We start from the raw sequence: 21,212 nt of genomic DNA on the forward strand, positions 1-21,212 counted from the left end.
TTGTCCTTTAGCTTTTTGACGGTTTCGGAGCGCTGCAATGGTGCAAAAACGGGTTGCGATTTGGGGTATACCCTGTGCTGCGCAACAGCATTGCGGTACATCATGGCGCGCGGCTGCGCCGTCGTGGTGCAATGCGCTTTTCGGCAACGGTGCGGGCCTTCGAAATGGGTGCGTGGGAGCAAACCAACATGCAGGCAGATAAGCCACGCGGCACGCGCGCGGCCGCAACAGGCCCGCGCTTCGTCGACGGCTACCTGGCCTACCTGCTCGCGCAGGCCAGCCAGCGCATCTCGGCGGAATTCCATCAACAGGTCAAGGCTGCCGGGTTGTCCGTGACCGAATGGCGCGTGCTGGCCAGTCTTCAGGGCAGCGCCGGCGAAACCATCGGCAGCCTGGCGGTGCTGGCCATCACCAAGCAGCCCACGCTCAGCAAGGTCGTGCAGCGCATGGAGGCCGACGGGCTGGTGGCCCGCACCGGCGTACGCGCAGACCGTCGCCAGACGCGCGTCTGCATCACGGCCAAGGGCTCAAACCTCATCGGCGGGCTGTGCGAACAGGCCTTGCAGCATCAAAAGGCGGTGCTCGCGCCCTTCGGCGAAGCCAAGGCCGCGATGCTGATCGAAATGCTCGATGTCCTGATGACCGAGCACGTGCCGCTGGAACTGCCCATCGACACCGACGAATGACGCCATCCGTTGCAAGCACGCACTCGAACATCGTTCGGTCCGATTATTTCGTTACATGCTTATGCGTCCCTGATTTCCCGCTCTCTCTGAAAACCCCCTCCGGTACGCACAAACCCTGAATTGACGCGGGTCTCGCTGGTAGGCACACTCGCGCCGGTATTCAGACTACTGTCAGGAGTTGACACTTATGCGCCGCACTTTGATTGCTATCGCGATCGCCGCCGCCGTGGCAGTGCCCTCGATCGGGCAAGCCAAGACCTTCCGCTGGGCCGCTCAGGGCGACATCCTCACGTTCGATCCGCACTCGCAAAACGAGGGCATGACGATCGCCGCCAACAGCTACATCTACGAGCCGCTGGTCGACTACGACAAGTCCTTCAAGGTGTCGCCGCGTCTGGCCACGGAATGGGAGCAGGTGTCGCCCACGCTGTATCGCTTCAAGCTGCGCCCCAACGTCAAGTTCCATGACGGCGCCGCGTTCACCGCCGACGACGTGGTGTTCTCGATCCACCGCGCCATGGCGCCCACGTCCAACTACAAGGCCTATACCACCGGCATCAAGGAAGCGCGCAAGATCGACGACCTGACGGTCGAGATCGAAACCTCCGCGCCCAACCCCGTGCTGCTGCGCCAGCTGACCAACGTGTTCATCATGAACAAGGCCTGGTCCGAAAAGAACAACATCGCCAAGCCGCAGGACTTCGTCAACAAGGAAGAAACCTACGGCGCGCGCAACACCAACGGCACCGGTCCCTACAAGCTCAAGAGCCGCGAAGTCGACGTGCGCACGGTCTTCGAGGAAAACAAGGACTGGTGGAACAAGGCCGGCAAGGTCGGCAACGTGACCGAAGTCGTGTTCACGCCGATCAAGCAGAACGCCACGCGCACCGCCGCGCTGTTGTCCGGCGAGATCGACTTCGTGCTGGATCCGGCCGCGCAAGACCTGGACCGCCTGCGCCAGTCGCAGAAGGTCGTCGAGGGCAACGAATACCGCACCATTTACCTGGGCCTGGACCAGAAGCGTCCGGAGCTGCAGTACTCCAACATCAAGGGCAAGAACCCGTTCCAGGACGTCCGCGTGCGCGAAGCGCTGTACCGCGCCATCGACGTCGACGCCATCAAGCGCGCCGTGATGCGCGGCCTGTCGGCGCCCACCGGCACGATGATCGCGCCGCAGGTGCATGGCTGGGCCGAATCGCTGCACAAGCGCGTGCCCTACGATCCCGAAAAGGCCCGCGCCCTGCTGAAGGAAGCCGGCTACGACGGCACGCTCAACTTCACGCTGGACTGCCCGAACAACCGCTACATCAACGACGAAGCCATCTGTCAGGCCGTCGTCGGCATGTGGGCCAAGGTCGGCGTCAAGGCCACCATGAACGCCATGCCGCGGTCCACCTACTTCCCGAAGGTGCAGTCGTTCGACACCAGCGCCTATCTGTTCGGCTGGGGCGTGCCCACGTTCGACGCCATGTACACGCTGCAGAACCTGATCCGCACCAAGGGCGAGGGCGCGGACGGCATGTACAACCTGGGCAACTACAGCAACAAGGAACTGGACGTCATCATCGACCGGATCAAGACCGAGACCGATCCGAAGAAGCGCGACGCCGACATCATCACCGTGCTGGAAGGGCACGCCAAGGACTTCGGGCACATCCCGCTGCATGACCAGGTCATCCCCTGGGCCATGCGCAAGAACGTCACGGTCATCCACCGTGCCGACAACCGCCTCGTTGCCGATTGGGTCAAGGTTGACTGATCCAGGCTAACCAGACGGCGGGACCTACCCGGTTCCGCCGTCTTGCATTTTTCCGCCTATGTTCGCTTTCATACTGCGTCGCCTGTTGCAGGCCGTAGCGGTGATGCTCACCGTCGCGCTACTGGCCTTCGTGCTTTTTCAATACGTCGGCGACCCTGTCACCATCATGCTGGGACAGGACGCCACCGATGCCGAGCGCATCGAACTGCGTGAACGCCTGGGCCTGAACGAGCCGGCCATCGTTCAATTCGGCCATTTCGTGGCCAATGCCGTGCAGGGCAATTTCGGCATCTCCCTGCGCCAGAGCGAACCCGTTTCCACCCTGCTCAAATCCCGCCTGCCCGCCACGCTTGAGCTGTCGATGGTGGCTGCCTTGCTGGCGCTGGTCGTGGGCGTGCCGCTGGGCGTGTACACCGCGCTCAAGCGCAACAGCCTGGTCTCGCAGATGCTGCTGGCCGGGTCGCTGCTGGGTGTGTCGCTGCCGACCTTCCTGATCGGCATCCTGCTGATCCTGGTGTTTTCCGTGCAACTGGGCTGGCTGCCCAGCTATGGGCGCGGCGATACCGTCAGCCTGGGCTGGTGGACCTCGGGCCTGTTCACCGCCACGGGCTGGAAGCATCTCATCCTGCCGTCCATCACGCTGTCGCTCTTCCAGATGACGCTGGTGCTGCGGCTGGTGCGCTCCGAAATGCTGGAGGTCCTGCGCTCGGACTACATCAAATTCGCGCGCGCCCGGGGCCTGAAGCGCCGCGCCATCCACTTCGGCCACGCGCTCAAGAACACGATGGTGCCCGTCATCACCATCACCGGCCTGCAGCTGGGCGGCATCATCGCCTTCGCCATCGTGACCGAGACCGTGTTCCAGTGGCCGGGCATGGGCCTGCTTTTCATCCAGGCCGTCCAATTCGCCGACGTGCCGGTGATGGCCGCGTACCTGTGCCTGATCGCGCTGGTGTTCGTGGTCATCAACCTGATCGTCGATCTTCTGTATTTCGTCGTGGACCCGCGGCTGCGTTCCGGGCTGACTCGCGGCGGGGGGGCTCACTGATGCGCGCCGTACTCAAACGCTGGTGGGACAGCGACATTGCCTGGGCCTGGCGCCGGGCGCCCGTGGCCATCATGGCCACCCTGCTGCTCGCGGCCCTCCTGATCGGCTCCTTCGGGGCCGGCTGGGTCGCGCCGCACAATCCGTTCGACCTGACCAAGGTCGAACTGCTGGACGCGCTGCTGCCGCCGGCCTGGGAACCCAACGGGCAGGCCACGTACCTGCTGGGCACCGACAGCCAGGGCCGCGACCTGTACTCGGCCATCCTCTACGGCACGCGCGTGTCGCTGCTGATCGGCCTGGCCTCGGTGCTGCTGTCCATGCTGATCGGCATCGTGCTCGGGCTGGTGTCGGGTTATGCCGGCGGCCGCATCGACGCCTTCATCATGCGTGTCGCCGACGTGCAGCTTTCGTTCCCCGCCATCCTGATCGCGCTCCTGATCGACGGCGTGGCGCGGGCGGCGGTGCCGCGCGAGATGCACGAGATCATCGCCTTCCCGGTGCTGATCGGCGCCATCGCGCTGGCCGGCTGGCCGCAGTACGCCCGCACGGTGCGCGGTTCGACGCTGGTCGAAAAGAACCGCGAGTACGTGCAGGCCGCGCGCGTGATCGGCGTGGCCTCGCCCGTCATCATGTTCCGCCACGTGCTGCCCAACGTGCTGGGTCCGGTGCTGGTGCTGGCCACGGTGCACCTGGCCACCGCCATCATCACCGAGGCGACGCTGTCGTTCCTGGGGGTGGGGGTGCCGCCGACCGCGCCGTCGCTGGGCACGCTGATCCGGATCGGCAACGATTTCCTGTTTTCCGGAGAGTGGTGGATCACCATTTTCCCGGGCGCGGCGCTGGTGCTGCTGGTGCTGTCGGTCAACCTGCTGGGTGACTGGCTGCGCGACGCACTCAACCCGCGTCTGAACTGAGGGTAACCATGAGCGCATTACTCGAAGTCCGCAACCTGCGCGTGGAATTTCCCACGCGCCGCGGCACGCTACGCGCCCTGGACGATGTGTCCTTTTCCATCCAGGCCGGCGAAGTCCTGGGCGTGGTGGGCGAATCCGGCGCCGGCAAATCGCTGACCGGCGCTTCCATCATCGGCCTGCTCGAACCGCCGGGCCGCATCGCCGCCGGCGAGATCCTGCTGGCGGGCCGGCGCATCGACAACCTGCCCGACGAACAGATGCGCCGCGTGCGCGGCCGCGAGATCGGCGCGGTATTCCAGGACCCGCTGACCTCCCTGAACCCGCTGTACACGGTGGGCAGGCAGTTGGCCGAAACCATCGTCACGCATCTGGACATGACGTGGTCGCAGGCGCGCAACCGCGCGGTGGAACTGCTGGCGTCCACCGGCATTCCCGCCGCGCGCGAGCGCATCGACCACTACCCGCACCAGTTTTCCGGCGGCATGCGCCAGCGCGTGGTGATCGCGCTGGCCCTGGCCGCCGAGCCCAAGCTGGTGGTGGCCGACGAACCCACCACCGCGCTGGATGTGTCGATCCAGGCGCAGATCATCGAACTGCTCAAGCGGCTGTGCCGCGAGCACGGCACGGCCGTCATGCTGATCACGCACGACATGGGCGTGATCGCCGAGACCGCCGACCGCGTGGCGGTGATGTACGCCGGCCGCGTGGCCGAGATCGGGCCGGTGGCCGACGTGATCCACAAGCCGCGCCACCCCTACACGGCGGGGCTCATGGGGTCCATTCCCACGCTCGAAGGCCATATCGAGCGGCTGGTGCAGATCGACGGCAGCATGCCGCGGCTGAACGCCATTCCGCCGGGCTGTGCGTTCAACCCGCGCTGCGGCCAGCGCCTGCCGCGCTGCGCGCACGACCGCCCCGAGCTGATGCCCGCGGGCACGTCGCGCGCGGCCTGTTGGCTGCATGACAAAGGCAATACGTTGGAGGTGGCCGCATGAGCACGCCCTTGGTTCAAGTAAAGGACGCGGCACGCTGGTTCGACGTGTCGCCGCCCTGGCTGGAGCGCACGCTGGCGCGCAAGCCCAAAGTGATGCTGCGCGCGGTGGACGGGGTGTCGTTCGACATCGCCCGCGGCGAGACGCTCGCATTGGTGGGCGAATCCGGCTGCGGAAAATCGACGGTCGCGCGTATGCTGGTGGGGCTGTACGGGCTGACCCGCGGCGACATCCAGTTCGATGGCCAGCCGCTGTCGCGCATGTCCGAGTCGGGCGGCCGTGCCTTGCGCAAGCGCCTGCAGATGATCTTCCAGGATCCCTATGCCAGCCTGAATCCGCGCTGGCGCGTGGGCCGCATCATCGCCGAGCCGATGCTGACCCACACGCAGATGACGCAAGACGAGCGCGTCGCGCGCGTGGGCGATCTGCTCCGGCAGGTGGGGCTGGACCCGGCGGACCAGGGCCGCTATCCGCACCAGTTCTCGGGCGGCCAGCGCCAGCGCATCTCGATTGCGCGGGCGCTGGCGGTCAATCCGGAGTTCCTGGTGTGCGACGAGCCCACGTCGGCGCTGGACGTGTCGGTGCAGGCGCAGGTGCTGAACCTGATGAAGGACCTGCAACGCAAGCTGGGGCTGACGTACCTGTTCATTTCCCACAACCTGGCCGTCGTGCACCACGTGGCCGACCGCGTGGGGGTGATGTACCTGGGGCGCATGGTGGAAGTGGCGCCGCGCGACGAACTCTTTGCGCGGCCGCGGCATCCCTACACGCGGATGCTGCTCGAGGCGATTCCGGACATCAACGGCGCAGGCAAGCCTCGCACGGCGGTGGCGGGCGAGGTGCCCAATCCCCTGAATCCGCCGTCCGGCTGCACCTTCCATCCGCGCTGCCCGCACGCCAACGACCGATGCAAGGCCGAGGCGCCGGCCGCGAAGCTGGCGGGGGTGTCGATCGTGGCCTGCCACGCCGTCGAGGAAGGCCGGATCACGGTGTGATCCTGCCGCCGCCGCGGACCGGGCGCCTGCCCGGGCTGCGGCGCGCCGCGCTCAATGGCGGTGGTTGTGGACGTCGTCGTAGGGCGTGTCGTCGTCCTCGTCGTCCGCGTCGTCGTCCTCTTCCTCGTCTTCTTCGTCCGGATCGGGCTGCGGTTCCTCGGTCAGGGCGAAAGGCAGCACTTCCTCAAGGTTGTCGGACCAGGCGGACTCTTCGCCGTCGTGGTCCAGCTTGATGAAGCGCTCGCCGTCGTTCAGCGAGATCTGGATCGCCCACAGGTACAGGCAGTCGTAGGTGTCGTCATCGGACTGCGGCAGGCCTCCGCGGTTGCCGAGCAGGCGCGCGCCCGGCCCGCCCATCTGCACGTGCGTCTGTTCCTCGTCGGCCTCGGCTTTCTCGTCCATTGGGACGCCGTAGGTCACCCATTCGGTGCCTTCGTCGCCCAGCACCACTTCCGCCAGCACAGGCTTGCCCAGATAGGCGCTGAGGGCGTCCGCGGTCTTGGCCAGCATGTCCAGTTCGGGGGCGCTGAAATGGGTCAAGGAAGCGGGTGGAGTGGCAGAGGCGGACATGTTGGTTCCTGGGCGCGATGAAGCCGCGACGGCACGGCAGATACGTCAGGCGCTATTGTCGCGCGAACGGCGCTGCGTTGCATCGGGCGCTTGGATTACGAAGAAACGTGTGCGGTATCCGGATGGCGTGCCGGGGCGGCGGCATATCGGTGACGTATACATCAAGCCGGACGAGGCCTACACTGGCCGGCTTTCGTCTTCCTGCCTTCCCGTTTCAAACATGCGCGCCGACGCTCCGCAGCTTCCCCTCCGCTTTTTCCTGTTTCCCCTGCTGGCCGCCCTGATCTGGTCGGTCAACATGATCGTGACCAAGATGGCCGCCGGCGTGATCGCGCCCGCCGCCATTGGCTTTTACCGCTGGGCGCTGGCGGGCATCGTGCTGACCCCCTTTGCGTTGCCTGGCGTCTGGGCGCAGCGACGCCAGGTGCTGGCGCATCTGCCGAAGTTCGCGGTGCTGGGCGGACTGGGCATGGCGCTGTACCAGGGCCTCGCCTACGTGGCGGCCGCCTCGACCACGGCCACCAACATGGGTTTCATCACCGCGATGATTCCGCTCATGACCATCGCCGTCATGGCGGTCATCATGCGTGAGCGGCCCTCGACGATGGCCGTGCTGGGCAGCCTGGTCTCGCTGGCCGGGCTGGCGCTGCTGATCGGCGAGGGCGATCCGGCCCGGCTGCTGTCGGTAGGCGCCAACCATGGCGACGTGCTGATGGGGCTGGGCGCCCTGGCCTATGCGCTGTACGGCGTGCTGCTACGGCGCTGGGCGCTGCCGGTGGGGCCGTGGCAGTCGCTGTACGTGCAGGTCGCGTTCGGCATCCTGTTCCAGCTTCCCGCCTTCCTGCTGGCCGCGCCGTCGCCGCTCAATGCGGCCAACGTGCCGCTGGTGCTGTATGCCGCGGTGTTCCCGTCGCTGTTCGCGCCGTATCTGTGGATGCAGGGCGTGCGCCACCTGGGGCCCAACCGCGCCAGCATCTTCCTGAACGTCATGCCCGTGTTCACGGTGGCCATCGCGGCGCTGTTCCTCGATGAAAAGCCGCATCTCTTTCACATTGCCGGCGGCGCGCTGGCGCTGGCCGGCGTGATGCTGGCGCAGATGCGCACGCCGGGCATGCCGGGGCGCGCGGCAAAAACCCGCTGAGGCGGCATGGGGCCGGATCACGCCTGCCGCACGCCGGTCAGGGTTCCGGCCTACAATCAACGGTTTCTCAGCTATATCTCACCTACGAGCCCATGGCCCAATACGTCTACACCATGAACCGCGTCGGCAAGATCGTGCCGCCCAAGCGGCAGATCCTGCGCGATATCTCGCTTTCGTTTTTTCCTGGCGCCAAGATCGGCGTGCTGGGCCTGAACGGCTCGGGCAAGTCGACGCTGCTGAAGATCATGGCGGGCGTCGACCGCGAGATCGAAGGCGAAGCCGTGCCCATGCCCGGCCTGAACATCGGTTACCTGCCGCAGGAACCGCAGCTCAATCCCGAGCACACCGTCCGCCAGGCGGTCGAGGAAGGTCTGGGCGCTGTCGTCACCGCCAAGAAGCGCCTGGACGAGGTCTACGCCGCGTACGCGGAACCCGACGCCGATTTCGATGCGCTGGCCGCTGAACAGGCCGAACTCGAAGCCATCATCGCCGCCGCCGCTTCCAGCGGCGCGGACGACATCGAACACCAGATGGAAATCGCCGCCGACGCACTGCGCCTGCCGCCCTGGGACGCCATCGTCGGCAAGCTGTCCGGTGGTGAAAAGCGCCGCGTGGCCCTGTGCCGCCTGCTGCTGTCCAAGCCCGACATGCTGCTGCTGGACGAGCCCACCAACCACTTGGACGCCGAGAGCGTGGAGTGGCTGGAGCAATTCCTGCACAAGTTCCCTGGCACTGTCGTCGGCGTGACCCACGATCGCTACTTCCTGGACAACGCGGCCGAATGGATCCTGGAACTGGACCGCGGCTACGGCATCCCCTGGAAGGGCAACTACAGCTCGTGGCTCGAACAGAAGGAAGACCGCCTCAAGCAGGAAGAGTCCTCCGAATCCGCGCGCCAGAAGACCATCAAGAAGGAACTGGAGTGGGTGCGCCAGAACCCGAAGGGCCGCCAGGCCAAGGCCAAGGCGCGTCTGGCGCGTTTCGAGGAACTGTCTTCCTACGAATACCAGAAGCGCAACGAAACCCAGGAAATCTTCATTCCCGTGGGCGAGCGCCTGGGCAACGAGGTCATCGAGTTCAACAACGTCAGCAAGGCCTACGGCGACCGCCTGCTGATCGACAATCTCAGCTTCAAGGTGCCGCCGGGCGCCATCGTGGGCATCATCGGCGCGAACGGCGCCGGTAAGTCCACGCTGTTCCGCATGATCGCCGGCCGCGAGCAGCCGGATTCGGGCGAAGTGAAGATCGGCCAGACCGTCAAGCTGGCGTACGTCGACCAGTCGCGCGACGCGCTGGAAGACAAGAAGACGGTATTTGATGCGGTGGCTGACGGCGCCGACCTCTTGACCGTGGGCAAGTTCGAAATGTCGTCGCGCGCCTATCTGGGCCGCTTCAACTTCAAGGGCGGCGACCAGAACAAGGTCGTGGGCCAGCTCTCGGGCGGCGAACGCGGCCGCCTGCACATGGCCAAGACGCTGATCGCCGGCGGCAACGTCCTCTTGCTTGACGAACCGTCCAACGACCTTGACGTCGAAACGCTGCGCGCCCTGGAAGACGCGCTGCTCGAATTCCCCGGCAGCGTCATGGTCATCAGCCACGATCGCTGGTTCCTGGACCGTATCGCCACTCACATCCTCGCGTTCGAAGGCGATTCGCAAGTCGTGTTCTTTGACGGCAACTACCAGGAATACGAAGCCGACAAGAAGCGCCGCCTGGGCGAAGAGGGCGCCAAGCCCAAGCGCCTGCGCTACAAGGCGCTGAAGTAAATAGACGAAAGCCGATTCCTCTGGTGTCTGACACCCAGGTGGCACAGCCGTCAATTCAAGACGCCGCCGCAAGGGTGTCAGACACCAGCCAGTAGGAATACACGCCAAGCATCCCGGCCAAGCGCCGGGATTTTTTTTGGCGTCAAAGATCCTCCGAGGTGTCTGAGGTGTCTCCTCCGAGGTGTCTGACACCCTGGTGAGATCGGCGTCATACCAAGTGCGTCTCCCAAGGGTGTCAGACACCGGCCCATCAGACACCGGCCCCGCGCGACGCCATCGCCCCACAGCGTTATGCTGACGCCTTGCCCCCAGGAGTCTTTCACCATGCTGCTGTCCGCCACCGATTCCACCCTGCTGATCGTCGACATGCAGGGCCGCCTGATGCCTGTCATCCACGACGGCGATGCCGTGCTCAACGCCGCGCGCAAGCTGGCGCAGGCGGCGCGGTTGCTTGATGTGCCGGTCGTGGCCACCGAGCACCACAGCAAGATGCTGGGCGTGACCGTGGATCCGTTGCGCGAACTGGTCCAGGCCACCTTCCAGAAGATGCACTTTTCGTCAGCCCGGGAACCGGGTTTCGACGGCTGGCTGCCGGCCTCGCGCCGCACGGTGCTGGTGGCGGGCTGCGAGGCGCACATCTGCGTGCTGCAAACCGTCATCGGCCTCGTGGAGCTGGGCTACAAGGCCGTGCTGGTCGCGGACGCGGCAGGCTCGCGCAAGCCGTCGGACCATCATGCCGCGATGCGCCGCGCCCGCGCGCACGGCGCGGAAATCGTCACGTCGGAAATGGCGATTTTCGAATGGATGGAAACCTGCGAGCACCCGCGCTTTCGCGACGTGTTACGTCTGGTCAAATAGCGGCCCGCGCCTGCAACATCGTCCCCAGGAGAGCGCAACGATTTGCTCTCCCTTTGACACAATTCCTGGGCAAACCTAACACCATGTCCCCGGATATTTTGCGATCCTGAAGGCTCCTAACCCCAAAAAGGTCCGCGCGCTCGCGTTTGGGTTCACCGGTGCGGCCCCGGGTAAAAGAACAGGAGCTTCATCATGAAAATCGCATCGCTTTCCAAGATCTGTGCCGCCGTGGCGCTGGCTGCCACCATGGCGGGTTGTTCATCGTGGGATGGCATGAGCCATCGCCAGAAGAGTACCGTGGGCGGCGCCGCACTGGGCGGCGTGGCGGGCGCCGTCATCACCAACGGCGGCGTGCTCGGCACGGTCGGCGGCGCGGCGATCGGCGGTGTGATCGGCGATCAGGTGGGCAAGCGCTAAGCCTTCGTCGCCCCAAAAGCAACGCCCGGCAATGCCGGGCGTTTTTTTGCGCAATGCGCGCCGGCAAGGCCGGCGCACAGCAGAGACGTCAGGTCTCGTTCTGCGGCATTTCTATCTTCACTTCCAACACCTCGAGCGTGTCCTGGCGTTCCAGGTGCACCTTGATGTCTTCAGGATTGATCTTCACGTACTTGGAAATGACCGCGATCAGTTCCTGCTGGAGTTGCGGCAGGTAATCGGGGGAATCCCCGCGGCCACGCTCGTGGGCAAGGATGATCTGCAACCGTTCTTTGGCGACGGACGCGGAGGTCTTCTTTTGACCGAGCAGAAACGACAGGAAGGACATCGCTTACTTGCCTCCGAACAGGCGTTTCAGGAAACCCGGCTTTTCGTAGTCGGTAAAGCGCAGGGCCTTGTCTTCGCCAAGGTAACGGCTGACCACATCCTTGTAGGCTTCCGAGACGTCGGTGTCTTTCAGGTGGATGGCCGGCAAGCCCTGGTTCGAGGCCTGCAGCACGGCTTCCGATTCGGGAATCACACCGATGAGCTTGATGCGCAGGATGTCTTCGATGTCGGTCAGCGACAGCATTTCGCCGTCGGACACGCGCTTGGGGTTGTAGCGCGTGAGCAGCAGGTATTCCTTGACCGGCTCGTCACCCTCGACCGCGCGCTTGGACTTGGCGGCCAGGATGCCCAGGATGCGGTCGGAGTCGCGCACCGACGAGACTTCGGGGTTGGTGACCACCAGCGCGTCGTCCGCGAAGTAGGCCGCCATCAGCGCGCCGGTCTCGATGCCCGCGGGGGAGTCGCAGACGATGTAGTCGAAACCCATGTCCTTCAGGTCGTTGATGACCTTTTCCACGCCTTCCTGCGTCAGCGCATCCTTGTCGCGCGTTTGCGAAGCCGGCAGGATGAAAAGGTTTTCGAGCTGCTTGTCCTTGATGAGCGCTTGCTTGAGGGTCGCCTCGCCCTGGATCACATTGACGAAGTCATACACCACGCGACGCTCGCAACCCATGATCAGGTCGAGGTTGCGCAGGCCGACGTCGAAGTCGATGACAGCGGTCTTGTGGCCCCGCATCGCGAGGCCCGCGGAAAAACTGGCGCTCGTCGTGGTTTTGCCCACGCCGCCTTTGCCGGAAGTCACCACAACAATGCGTGTCATGACGATCAAACCCTTATGTTCGAATAAATCGCGTTATCGTAAAGCAAAAAGCCCGTGTAAGGCTTCTTACAGGATGTGTTGAGATTTGAGCGGGCCGCTGCCGGACCGCCGTCTCGCAGGATGCCGCACACAGCGCGCGGCATCAGGCCTTCAGCGCTTCGATGCGCAGCGTGTCGCCATCCAGCCGGACCAGCGCGGGCTGATTCTGCAGCGTGCGGTCGAGCTTGTCCTCGACCACGCGATACACGCCCGCCACTGCCAGCAGTTCCGCATCCAGATGCGTCGTGAAGATGCGCGCCGACGTATCGCCGCGCGCGCCGGCCATGGCCTTGCCGCGCAGCGGACCGTAGACGTGCACGTTGCCGTCGGCGATGACCTCGGCGCCCTGGCTGACCATGCCGATCACCACCAGGTCCGTGTGGCGGGCATAGACGCGTTGCCCCGAACGCAGCGGGCGCGTGATCACCAGCGCCGAAGACGAGTGCGGCGCCGCGGCCGTCGGGCTGGACGCGGACGTGGTGCTGCTGGCGGCGCGGGCGGGCAGGGGATCCGCATCGGCCGCTGCGGCGGGGGCGGCAGCCTGCGCATCGGCGGCTTCATCGGCCGCGGGCTTGTCTTGCGCGGCCGCATCGGACGCAGGCGCCGGCGCGGCCTGGGCCGAGGTGTCGGTGGGTGCGGGCGCGATTTCGACCGCGGCCGCCGGCACGGACGGCACCGGCGTGGCGACGTCGTTGGGCGGCGCGGTGTCCACCACGGGGGCGGGGCGCGCTGCCGGCGTGGACAGTTCGACGGGCGTCAGGCCGGCTTCGCGCGCGGCCTGCAGGTTGGCGCCTTCGGCCACCACGCCGATCGGGGGCAGGTTGTGGCCGCGCAGCGCCGTCACCAATGCCGTCCAATCGATCTTTTCCTCGACGCGGCTGGCGTCGATGACGACGGGCTCGTTTTCAAAGAAGCTGCCGGCATCGGCCATGCGTTTGGCGAGCGCAGCGTTCAGGCGTTCGGGATCGGCACTATGCAAAACCACCCGGATGGCATAAAGGGTGGCGCTCTTGAAGTCCAGGGCTAGCGATTCAGTGTTCATCTTGATTTTGGCTGGCGGTCTGGACGCCGGAAAACGGCGTCCTCGACCGGCTGCGGGATGTCGGGGATGATAACCCGCCCGGGACGGCCTGCGCCGGGCGCACGGCGAAAGAAAAAGGCGCCGCAAAGGCGCCTTTTCCCGGTATTGCGCGCGTGGGCGCGTCAACCCTGGGCCCAGGAATCGCGCAGGGTCACGATGCGGTTGAGCACCGGCGCGTCAGGCGTCGAGTCCTTCAGGTCGGCCGTGAAATAGCCCAGGCGCTCGAATTGCCAGGTGGCGCCGGGCGTGGCCACGGTGCCGGGCTCCAGCCAGGCCGTGACGGTCTGCTTGGAGTTGGGGTTCAGGCAGGCCAGGAAGTCCTTGTCGCCGCCGTCCGGACGCGGATCGGCAAAGAGGCGGTCGTACAGGTGAATCTGGGCAGGCACCGCGTGCGCCGCGCTCACCCACGTGATGTTGCCCTTGACCTTGACGCTGTCCGCGCCCGGCGTGCCGCTCTTGGTGTCGGGCAGGTATTCGGCCTGCACTTCGACGACCTCGCCGGCTTCGTTCTTGGTAAAGCCGGTGCAGCGCACGACGTAGCCGTACTTCAGGCGCACGGTGTTGCCCGGGAACAGGCGGAAATACTTCTTGGGCGCTTCCTCGCGGAAGTCGTCGCGTTCGATCCACAGTTCGCGCGACAGCGGGAATTCACGCACGCCGGCCTCGGGGTCATGCGGATTGCGCGGCGCGGTGCAGGTCTCGGTCTGGCCTTCGGGGTAGTTGGTGATGACCAGCTTGATCGGGTCCAGCACGGCGACCGAACGCGGGGCGATGGGGTCCAGATCGTCGCGCACGGCCTGCTCCAGCAGGCTGTAGTCGATGCGCGAGTCGGACTTGGACACCGCGGTGCGGTCGCAGAACAGGCGGATCGACGCGGGCGTGTAGCCGCGGCGGCGCAGGCCGAAGATGGTGGGCATGCGCGGATCGTCCCAGCCGTCCACGTGGCCTTCCTTCACCAGTTGCAGCAGCTTGCGCTTGCTGGTGACGACGTAGCTCAGGTTCAGGCGGGCGAATTCGTATTGATGCGGCAGCGGCTGGGCCAGCTTGCCCAGTTCGGCCAGGCGCGCCAGGATCCAGTCGTAGAACGGACGCTGGTCTTCGAATTCCAGGGTGCAGACGCTGTGCGTGATGCCTTCCAGCGCGTCTTCCACCGGGTGCGCCCAGCTGTACATCGGGTAGATGCACCACTGGTCGCCGGTGCGGTGGTGCGTGGCGTGGCGGACGCGATACATGACCGGGTCGCGCAGGTTGATGTTGGGCGAAGCCATGTTGATCTTCGCGCGCAGCACCAGGCTGCCGTCCGGATGCTTGCCGTCGCGCATCTCGCGCAACAGCGCGATGGACTCGGCGGCCGGGCGGTTGCGCCAGGGCGAATCCGTGCCGGGTTCGGTCAGGGTGCCGCGATTGGCGCGGATCTCGTCGGCGCTTTGCTCGTCGACGTAGGCATGGCCGGCTTCGACCAGGGCTTCGGCGAACTCATACATATAGCCGAAGTAGTCGCTGGCGAAATACAGGTTCTCGCGGCCGTCGGCCTTCCAGTCGAAGCCCAGCCAGTGGACGGCCTCGATGATGGCGTCGACGTATTCCTGGTCTTCCTTCTCGGGGTTGGTGTCGTCAAAGCGCAGGTGGCAGACGCCGCCGAAGTCGCGCGCCAGGCCGAAGTTCACGCAGATGCTCTTGGCGTGGCCGATGTGCAGGTAGCCGTTGGGCTCCGGCGGAAAGCGCGTGCGGATGCGGGCCGGGTCCGCTTCCCCCTGCTGCTGCAAGGCCGCCGGGCCAGGCTTGCCCGCCCAGCGCTTGCCCTGGAAGCGGTTGGCTTCGAGGTCGTCTTGGACGATGTTGAGCAGGAAGTTTGATGCGGCGGGGGTCGGCGTCGTGGCGGAGGTCATTCTTGAAAGAATAGGAAAAAGCAGCGACAAAGCGTCAATTTTGCCACGTTCCGCACCGCGCCCCTTTTCGTCACGCCTGCAACCGGTTTCAATCCGCCCCCGTAGTCGTGTAACTGGCTCTACACTACGGGCCATTATGGATATCTCGACCCTATCCCTGGCCCGGGCGCAGTTCGTGGCCAGTCTTAGCTTCCTGGCGCTGTTTCTCGCCGTCTCCCTGGCCCTGGCCTGGGTGCTGCTGTTCTTCAAGATCCGCGCGCGGTGGTCCAGCCATGGCGGCTGGACGGGGGCCTACCGCTTCTGGGTCCGCATCTTCGCCCTGTCTTTCGTGCTGACGCTGGCCGCCAGCGTGCCCGTCCTGATCCAGATCGGCAGCCTGTGGGCGGGGCTGATGGACAAGATCGGCAACGTGGCCGGTCCGCTGCTGGGCTACGGCATCCTGTCGGTCTTCATTCTCAAATCCTGTTTCCTGGGCGTCATGCTGTTCGGCCAGCGCCGCGTGTCCGATGGCGCGCACACGCTGGCCGTCCTGATGGTGGCGGTGGGGCAGGTCGTGGCCGTGTTCTGGGTGCTGGCCCTGCAATCCTGGATGCAGACGCCCGATGGCGCGCTGCTGGTCGACGGCCGCTATCAGGTCTATGACTGGATGAAAGTGGTGCTCAATCCCTCGGTCGGCTGGCGCCTGGCCGTGGTGATGGTCGGCGCGGCGCTGGCCGCCTCGTTCCTGATGATGGGCGTGACCGCGCTGCAGGCGTTGCGCCGGCCGCTGGGCGAGGGCGAGCGCAGCGCGTTCAAGACGGCGCTGGTGGTGGCCGTGGTGGCCGCCTTCCTGCAAGTGCCGGTCGCAACCGGCGCGGGCCAGCTGATGGCCAAGCTGCAACCGGCCAAGGCCGCCGCCGCGGCGGGCTTCTGGCAGAGCGGTCCCGTGCCGCAACTGGTGCTGTTCGGCTGGCCGGACGCCCGGGCGCACGTCAATGTCGGCGACCTTACCTTCAACAATGCGGGCGGCATGTGGCTGCACCGCAATGCGGACGGCACCTATCAGGGCCTGGACAAGTATTCGGGGATGCTGCCCCCGGTGGCCGTGACCTTCTGGTCGGTGCGCGTGGCCGTGGGCCTGGGCCTGCTGATGCTGGCCGTGGCCTGCGTGACCTTCCTGTGGACCTTCCGCCGCGGCCTGGACGCGTCGGCCCTGCCGCCGTGGTGGCAGCGGGTCCTGTGCGGCATGATGTTTTCCGGCGGTATCGCCGTCGTCGCGGGCTGGTGGGTGTCCATCATCGGACTGCAGCCCTTCGTCGTGAACGGCACGGTCACGCAATCCGAGGTCCTGGGTTCCATGCCGTCGAGCACCGTGCTGTATGGCCTGGCCGGTTACGGGGTCTTGTACGCGCTGCTGCTCGCCGCGTTCGCCGGCATGCTGTTCCATGCCGCGCGCTACGGCGTCGTGCCGGTGCGCAAGCTGAGCGGAGGTGCGCCATGATCGCCATGCTGGCGGCCTCCCAAGGCCTGAGCCCCGACGATCCTTCTTTCTGGATGCCGCTCGCCTTCATGGCGCTGCTGTTCGTCGTGATTGCCGCGGGCATGGTCCTGGACGGCTTCGACCTCGGCGTGGGCATCCTGCTGCAGATCGCGCCGGAGCACGAGCGCGGCCGCATGATGAGCCTGCTCAGCCCGTGGCGCGACGCCAATGAATTCTGGCTGCTGCTGGGCATGGGGTTGTTCGCGGCGGCGTTTCCGTTTGCCTGGGGCGCCGTGCTGGGCAAACTCTACGGACCGCTGACGCTCATGGTGCTGGGGGTGGTGCTGCGCAGCGTTGCGTTCGAATTCCGCATCCGCGCCCGCAACGAATTGAAGCCGCGCTGGATCTTCGCTTTCTGGGCGGGCTCGCTCATCACCGCCTTTGGCCAGGGCGTGCTGCTTGGCCGCATTGCCACGGGCTACCAGTCCGATGCGGGCTATGGCTGGTTCGCGATGTTCGTGGGCCTGTGCGCGGTGGCGGCCTACGTGCTGCTGGGCGCCGCGTGGCTGGTCATGCGCGTCGATGGCGACCTGCAGCGCCGCGCGGCCAACTGGGCGCGCCACGCGATCCGCTGGACCGCCGTGGGCATGGTGTCGATCGCGGTCACCCTGGGCCTGGCCAATGCCGGCATCTTCTATAAATGGAGCAACATCGCGCACCTGAGCCTCGCGGCGTCGGTGTGGGTGCTGATGCTGGCCGGTTTCGTGGCCGCGGAAATGCTGCTGGCGCGGCTGCCGGGCCGCGCCGACCGCTTCAGCTGGCTGCCGTTCGTGCTGACGGTCGCGCTGTTCCTGCTGATGCTGAGCGGGCTGGCCTACAGCCTGTTCCCGTACCTGATCCTGGACGACATGACGCTGTGGGACGGTGCGGGCGCGCTGGGCTCGATGCGGCTCGTGATGGCCGGCGCCGTGGTGGGGATTCCGGTGGTGCTGGTGTTCAACATCCTGGCGTACCGGTCCGTGTTCGGCAAGGAACGCCGCCGCGTGCCGCTGCTGCCGCCGCCTTCTTATTGAGGGTCTTGCGGGCCGGGCGCCATGCCGCAAAGGCGGGGCGCCCGGGCCGGCGCTACAGCACCGGCCGCGCCACCCGCTGCAGGATTTCTTCGCCGTAGGCTTCCAGCTTGCGGGCCCCCACGCCGTTGATGTGGCTCAGGTCGTCCATGGACTCGGGCTGCGCCAGCGCGATCTCGCGCAGCGTGGCGTCGTGAAAGATCACGTAGGCGGGCACGCCGTGGCTCTTGGCGACTTCGCCGCGCCAGGCGCGCAGGGCTTCGAACACGGGCTGCAATTCGGCCGGCAGGTCGATCGCCGCCGCCTTGGGCCGTCCGCTGCCCGTCTTGCCCGACCGCGGTTTCTTCTCGGACTCGCGCCGCAGCATGAGCTGGCGTTCGCCCTTTAGCACGGCGCGGCTGCCTTCGGTCAGGGCCAGCGTGCCGAAGCCTTCGTTGTCCACCGTCAAGAGACCCTGCGCCAATAGCTGTCGCAGCACGCCGCGCCAGGCGGTGTCGGACAGGTCGGCGCCCACGCCGAATACGCTGAGCGTCTCGTGGCCATGCTGCTGGGTGCGGTCGGTGACCTTGCCACGCAGGATGTCGATGATGTGGCCGGCGCCATAGCGCTGGCCGCGTTCCTTCCAGAGCCGGTACACCGCCGACAGCACCTTCTGCGCCGCGACGGTGCCGTCCCACGCCTGGGGCGGATCCAGGCAGACGTCGCAGTTGCCGCACGCGGTGATCTGCTGGCCAAAGTACGCCAGCAGGCGCACGCGCCGGCATTCCACGGTTTCGCACAGGCCCAGCATGGCGTCGAGCTGCTGGCCCAGGCGCCGCCGATAGGACTCGTCGCCAGGCGATTCGTCGATCATGCGGCGCTGCTGCACCACGTCCTGCAAGCCGTAGGCCAGCCATGCGGTGGCGGGCAGGCCGTCGCGGCCGGCGCGGCCGGTTTCCTGGTAGTAGCCTTCGACCGACTTGGGCAGGTCGATGTGCGCCACGAAGCGCACGTCCGGCTTGTCGATGCCCATGCCGAACGCAATGGTGGCGACCATCACCACGCCGTCCTCGCGCAGGAAGCGCGACTGGTTGGCCGCCCGCACCTGGGCGCTCAGGCCCGCGTGGTACGGCATCGCATCGATGCCCTGGTTGCACAGGAATTCGGCCGTCTCTTCCACCCGGGCGCGCGACAGGCAGTACACCACGCCGGATTCGCCTTCGTGCTCGGTGCGGATCATGTCCAGCAGCTGCTTGCGCACCTCGTTCTTTTCGACGATGCGGTAGCGGATGTTGGGGCGGTCGAAGCTCGAGACGAAATGGCGCGCTTCGTCCAGCGACAGGCGCTGCGCGATCTCGGTACGGGTGACGGCGGTGGCCGTGGCCGTGAGCGCGATGCGCGGCACGTCCGGCCAGCGCTCGTGCAGCATGGACAGGCCCAGGTATTCGGGACGGAAATCGTGACCCCATTGGGACACGCAATGCGCTTCGTCGATGGCGAACAGCGCGATGCGGCCGCGGTCCAGCAACTGCAGGCATCGGTCGGTCAGGAGGCGTTCGGGCGCGACATACAGCAGGTCGAGCTCGCCATCCAGGAACGCCTGCTCCACGTCGCGGGCCACGCGCCATTCCTGCGTCGAATTCAGGAACGCCGCGCGCACGCCCAGTTCCGTCAGGGCGTCGACCTGGTCCTGCATCAGCGCGATCAGGGGCGACACGACAATGCCCGTGCCTTCGCGCACCAGCGAGGGAATCTGGTAGCACAGCGACTTGCCGCCGCCGGTGGGCATGAGGACGAGGGCGTCGCCGCCGCCGATCACCTGATCGACAATGGCTTGCTGGTCGCCGCGGAAGGATTCGTAACCGAAAACGCGCTGCAACACGCCGAGGGCGCGCGCGTCAGACATGGGGGTAGGCCGGAAGCATCATGGCAGGGATTTTAAGCCCCAATTCCGGCAGGTCCCATCCCAGGGGGATTTTTTGGTCCGCGTTCCCGGCGCTTACCAGCTGAGCCAGGTGCCGCGCATGAAGGTGTCCACGGGCATGCTCAGGTTGGCGCGCCAGCCATAGTCGCCCGTCACGATGTCGCGGTCCGCGCCCACGGCCAGCTTGACCTTGGGGGCGACGAACATGCTGTGGGACAGGCCCACGCGCTGCTCGGCCAGCACCGACCCCTCACGCAGGCCGGAATACGTGCCGCTCAACGTGCCCCAGCCCGACAGCGGCACGCCCGCAGAGACCGTATTGCGGGTCTGCGGGGCGGACGAGACGCCGTCGGAATAGGTCGACAGGTCGCCGTAGCCCGCGCCGATCTGTTCGTTGGTGTAGCCCAGCGTCACGGTGTCGGCCACATCCACGCTGTAGCCAAAGCGGTAGCGGTAGCCGCTGGCCGCATCGAACGAACTTTGCGTGGCGCCTGCCCGGAAGGTGCCGAATTCGCCGGCGTTGTACGTGGTGCCCACGCCGCGCGTGGTGAGCGACGGCGCGCTCTGCATCTGGCCTTCCACCGTCAGCACCGGCGTGAGGCCGTAGCGTACGCTGCCGCTGCCGACGGACGCGCCGTAGTCCACGGCCCCGGACTGGGCGGCCGGGTCCATGAGGTTGAGCTTGCCCAGCGAGGACGAATAACCGAAGCTGCCTTCCGGCAATGTGGCGCCGCTGCCGCCCCAGTTGGCGATCTGCAGCCCGCCCACCGGCGCGCCGCTGCCCCAGGCGGGCGCATTGGGGTTGACGTTGCCCACCGTGAGGGACGGGCCGGAGGTATTGCGGTACACCCAGTTGCGGCTGCCGCCATAGCGCAGGCCGTCCTGTCCGCTCACGGACGAAAACCAGGGGCGCGAGGGGCGGGAGACGCCGGAGATCACCACGACCGGCACGCTCGGCAGGTCGCCGTCTTCAAGCGCAAAGGAATAATCCGGCGGGATGTCCGCCGCGGACGCGGGCGCCGCCAGCGGATCGCACGTCAGCGGAACCGGCGGCGCGCTGCCGGTCAGGCCCAGGCCCGTGCCGGGGATGAACACGTCGGCCGTATCCGGGCCGCCGTCGCGCACCGAGGTGTCCATGCCGGGTTCGGTCGCGTGCAGGTCGCAGGGTGTGGGGTCCAGCGGCACGGCCCGGTCGACAAGCGACGGGGCGGGGCGCACCGGCAGGGATTGAACCGGCGAGAGCACGCCAATGCCGCGCGCCACGCGCGTGGCCTCGCCCGCCGGGGGCGGCGTAAAGGTAAACGGGGACACGTCAGGCTCGTCGCCAAACGCAGGCGCCATCGGCCAGGCAAGGCCGGCCGTCAATGCCGCGTGCAACAGCCCTCTGCGCCAGATGTTAGCTGTGGCGACCATGGGGACAGTGTAGAGAGCGCGCTGCCGCGCATCTGTAAACGATCTTT

At 66.4% G+C, this 21,212-nt stretch carries 19 protein-coding genes; 12 read left to right on the forward strand and 7 right to left on the reverse strand.

Going from position 1 to position 21,212, the window contains the following annotated elements; genetic code table 11:
• The first annotated feature begins 188 nt into the window (after positions 1 to 188).
• The 6 genes from V6V88_RS04640 to V6V88_RS04665 all read left to right on the forward strand — a co-directional run bounded on the left by V6V88_RS04640 (position 189) and on the right by V6V88_RS04665 (position 6,394).
• Positions 189 to 686 (forward strand): MarR family winged helix-turn-helix transcriptional regulator, encoded by a 498-nt coding sequence (locus V6V88_RS04640; RefSeq protein WP_056322688.1) that lies wholly within the window; start codon positions 189 to 191, stop codon positions 684 to 686.
• Between the two features lie 187 nt (positions 687 to 873).
• Positions 874 to 2,445 (forward strand): ABC transporter substrate-binding protein, encoded by a 1,572-nt coding sequence (locus V6V88_RS04645; protein ID WP_062840337.1) that lies wholly within the window; start codon positions 874 to 876, stop codon positions 2,443 to 2,445.
• 58 nt (positions 2,446 to 2,503) lie between these two features.
• On the forward strand, positions 2,504 to 3,493 hold the full coding sequence (locus V6V88_RS04650) for an ABC transporter permease (protein ID WP_008158681.1): 990 nt from the start codon (positions 2,504 to 2,506) through the stop codon (positions 3,491 to 3,493).
• Positions 3,493 to 4,407, forward strand: a complete 915-nt coding sequence (locus tag V6V88_RS04655; protein ID WP_062840338.1) for an ABC transporter permease — start codon at positions 3,493 to 3,495, stop codon at positions 4,405 to 4,407. The genes V6V88_RS04650 and V6V88_RS04655 overlap by 1 nt, the downstream gene beginning before the upstream one ends.
• Positions 4,408 to 4,415: 8 nt before the next feature.
• Positions 4,416 to 5,402 (forward strand): ABC transporter ATP-binding protein, encoded by a 987-nt coding sequence (locus V6V88_RS04660; RefSeq protein ID WP_062840339.1) that lies wholly within the window; start codon positions 4,416 to 4,418, stop codon positions 5,400 to 5,402.
• Positions 5,399 to 6,394 (forward strand): dipeptide ABC transporter ATP-binding protein, encoded by a 996-nt coding sequence (locus tag V6V88_RS04665; RefSeq protein ID WP_062840340.1) that lies wholly within the window; start codon positions 5,399 to 5,401, stop codon positions 6,392 to 6,394. The genes V6V88_RS04660 and V6V88_RS04665 overlap by 4 nt, the downstream gene beginning before the upstream one ends.
• A gap of 51 nt (positions 6,395 to 6,445) precedes the next feature.
• Here V6V88_RS04665 and V6V88_RS04670 read toward each other — a convergent pair whose 3' ends face one another.
• Positions 6,446 to 6,964 carry a hypothetical protein gene (locus V6V88_RS04670; protein WP_056321133.1) on the reverse strand — a complete coding sequence of 173 codons (519 nt, stop codon included), beginning with the start codon at positions 6,962 to 6,964 and terminating at the stop codon, positions 6,446 to 6,448.
• A gap of 220 nt (positions 6,965 to 7,184) precedes the next feature.
• Between V6V88_RS04670 and V6V88_RS04675 the strand changes: the two genes are divergently transcribed.
• The 4 genes from V6V88_RS04675 (at position 7,185) to V6V88_RS04690 (ending at position 11,146) form a co-directional block, all read left to right on the forward strand.
• The gene (locus V6V88_RS04675; protein ID WP_062840341.1) at positions 7,185 to 8,105 is read left to right on the forward strand and encodes a DMT family transporter; all 921 of its coding nucleotides are present in this window, start codon (positions 7,185 to 7,187) and stop codon (positions 8,103 to 8,105) included.
• Positions 8,106 to 8,197: 92 nt separating this feature from the next.
• Positions 8,198 to 9,871, forward strand: coding sequence for an energy-dependent translational throttle protein EttA (gene ettA / locus V6V88_RS04680; RefSeq protein WP_056321139.1), 1,674 nt, complete (start codon positions 8,198 to 8,200; stop codon positions 9,869 to 9,871).
• A 324-nt stretch (positions 9,872 to 10,195) separates the two neighbouring features.
• Positions 10,196 to 10,729: an isochorismatase family protein gene (locus tag V6V88_RS04685; RefSeq protein ID WP_338618149.1), complete on the forward strand. Its 534-nt coding sequence runs from the start codon at positions 10,196 to 10,198 to the stop codon at positions 10,727 to 10,729.
• A gap of 192 nt (positions 10,730 to 10,921) precedes the next feature.
• Positions 10,922 to 11,146, forward strand: coding sequence for a glycine zipper 2TM domain-containing protein (locus tag V6V88_RS04690; RefSeq protein WP_056321146.1), 225 nt, complete (start codon positions 10,922 to 10,924; stop codon positions 11,144 to 11,146).
• A gap of 88 nt (positions 11,147 to 11,234) precedes the next feature.
• Here V6V88_RS04690 and minE read toward each other — a convergent pair whose 3' ends face one another.
• The 4 genes from minE to V6V88_RS04710 all read right to left on the reverse strand — a co-directional run bounded on the left by minE (position 11,235) and on the right by V6V88_RS04710 (position 15,320).
• Positions 11,235 to 11,492 (reverse strand): cell division topological specificity factor MinE, encoded by a 258-nt coding sequence (minE, locus tag V6V88_RS04695; protein WP_006217654.1) that lies wholly within the window; start codon positions 11,490 to 11,492, stop codon positions 11,235 to 11,237.
• Positions 11,493 to 11,495: 3 nt separating this feature from the next.
• Positions 11,496 to 12,311, reverse strand: a complete 816-nt coding sequence (gene minD / locus V6V88_RS04700; RefSeq protein ID WP_338618150.1) for a septum site-determining protein MinD — start codon at positions 12,309 to 12,311, stop codon at positions 11,496 to 11,498.
• A gap of 142 nt (positions 12,312 to 12,453) precedes the next feature.
• Positions 12,454 to 13,392 carry a septum site-determining protein MinC gene (minC, locus tag V6V88_RS04705; RefSeq protein ID WP_280003544.1) on the reverse strand — a complete coding sequence of 313 codons (939 nt, stop codon included), beginning with the start codon at positions 13,390 to 13,392 and terminating at the stop codon, positions 12,454 to 12,456.
• 161 nt (positions 13,393 to 13,553) lie between these two features.
• Positions 13,554 to 15,320 (reverse strand): glutamine--tRNA ligase/YqeY domain fusion protein, encoded by a 1,767-nt coding sequence (locus tag V6V88_RS04710; protein WP_128830049.1) that lies wholly within the window; start codon positions 15,318 to 15,320, stop codon positions 13,554 to 13,556.
• Between the two features lie 136 nt (positions 15,321 to 15,456).
• Between V6V88_RS04710 and V6V88_RS04715 the strand changes: the two genes are divergently transcribed.
• Both V6V88_RS04715 and V6V88_RS04720 read left to right on the forward strand, forming a co-directional pair.
• Positions 15,457 to 16,800, forward strand: a complete 1,344-nt coding sequence (locus tag V6V88_RS04715) for a cytochrome ubiquinol oxidase subunit I (protein ID WP_338618151.1) — start codon at positions 15,457 to 15,459, stop codon at positions 16,798 to 16,800.
• Positions 16,797 to 17,852, forward strand: coding sequence for a cytochrome d ubiquinol oxidase subunit II (locus V6V88_RS04720; protein ID WP_142050730.1), 1,056 nt, complete (start codon positions 16,797 to 16,799; stop codon positions 17,850 to 17,852). Before V6V88_RS04715 ends, V6V88_RS04720 begins: the two co-directional genes overlap by 4 nt.
• 52 nt (positions 17,853 to 17,904) lie before the next feature.
• Here the strand turns inward: V6V88_RS04720 and recQ are convergent, their stop codons facing one another.
• Together recQ and V6V88_RS04730 are read right to left on the reverse strand one after the other, a co-directional pair.
• Positions 17,905 to 19,734, reverse strand: a complete 1,830-nt coding sequence (gene recQ, locus V6V88_RS04725; protein ID WP_056321158.1) for a DNA helicase RecQ — start codon at positions 19,732 to 19,734, stop codon at positions 17,905 to 17,907.
• 93 nt (positions 19,735 to 19,827) lie between these two features.
• Positions 19,828 to 21,129 (reverse strand): fimbrial protein, encoded by a 1,302-nt coding sequence (locus V6V88_RS04730; RefSeq protein ID WP_338619550.1) that lies wholly within the window; start codon positions 21,127 to 21,129, stop codon positions 19,828 to 19,830.
• Positions 21,130 to 21,212: the final 83 nt, after the last annotated feature.

Origin of the sequence: Achromobacter sp. E1 (assembly GCF_037039475.1) — a bacterium.
GTDB lineage: Bacteria > Pseudomonadota > Gammaproteobacteria > Burkholderiales > Burkholderiaceae_B > Achromobacter > Achromobacter mucicolens.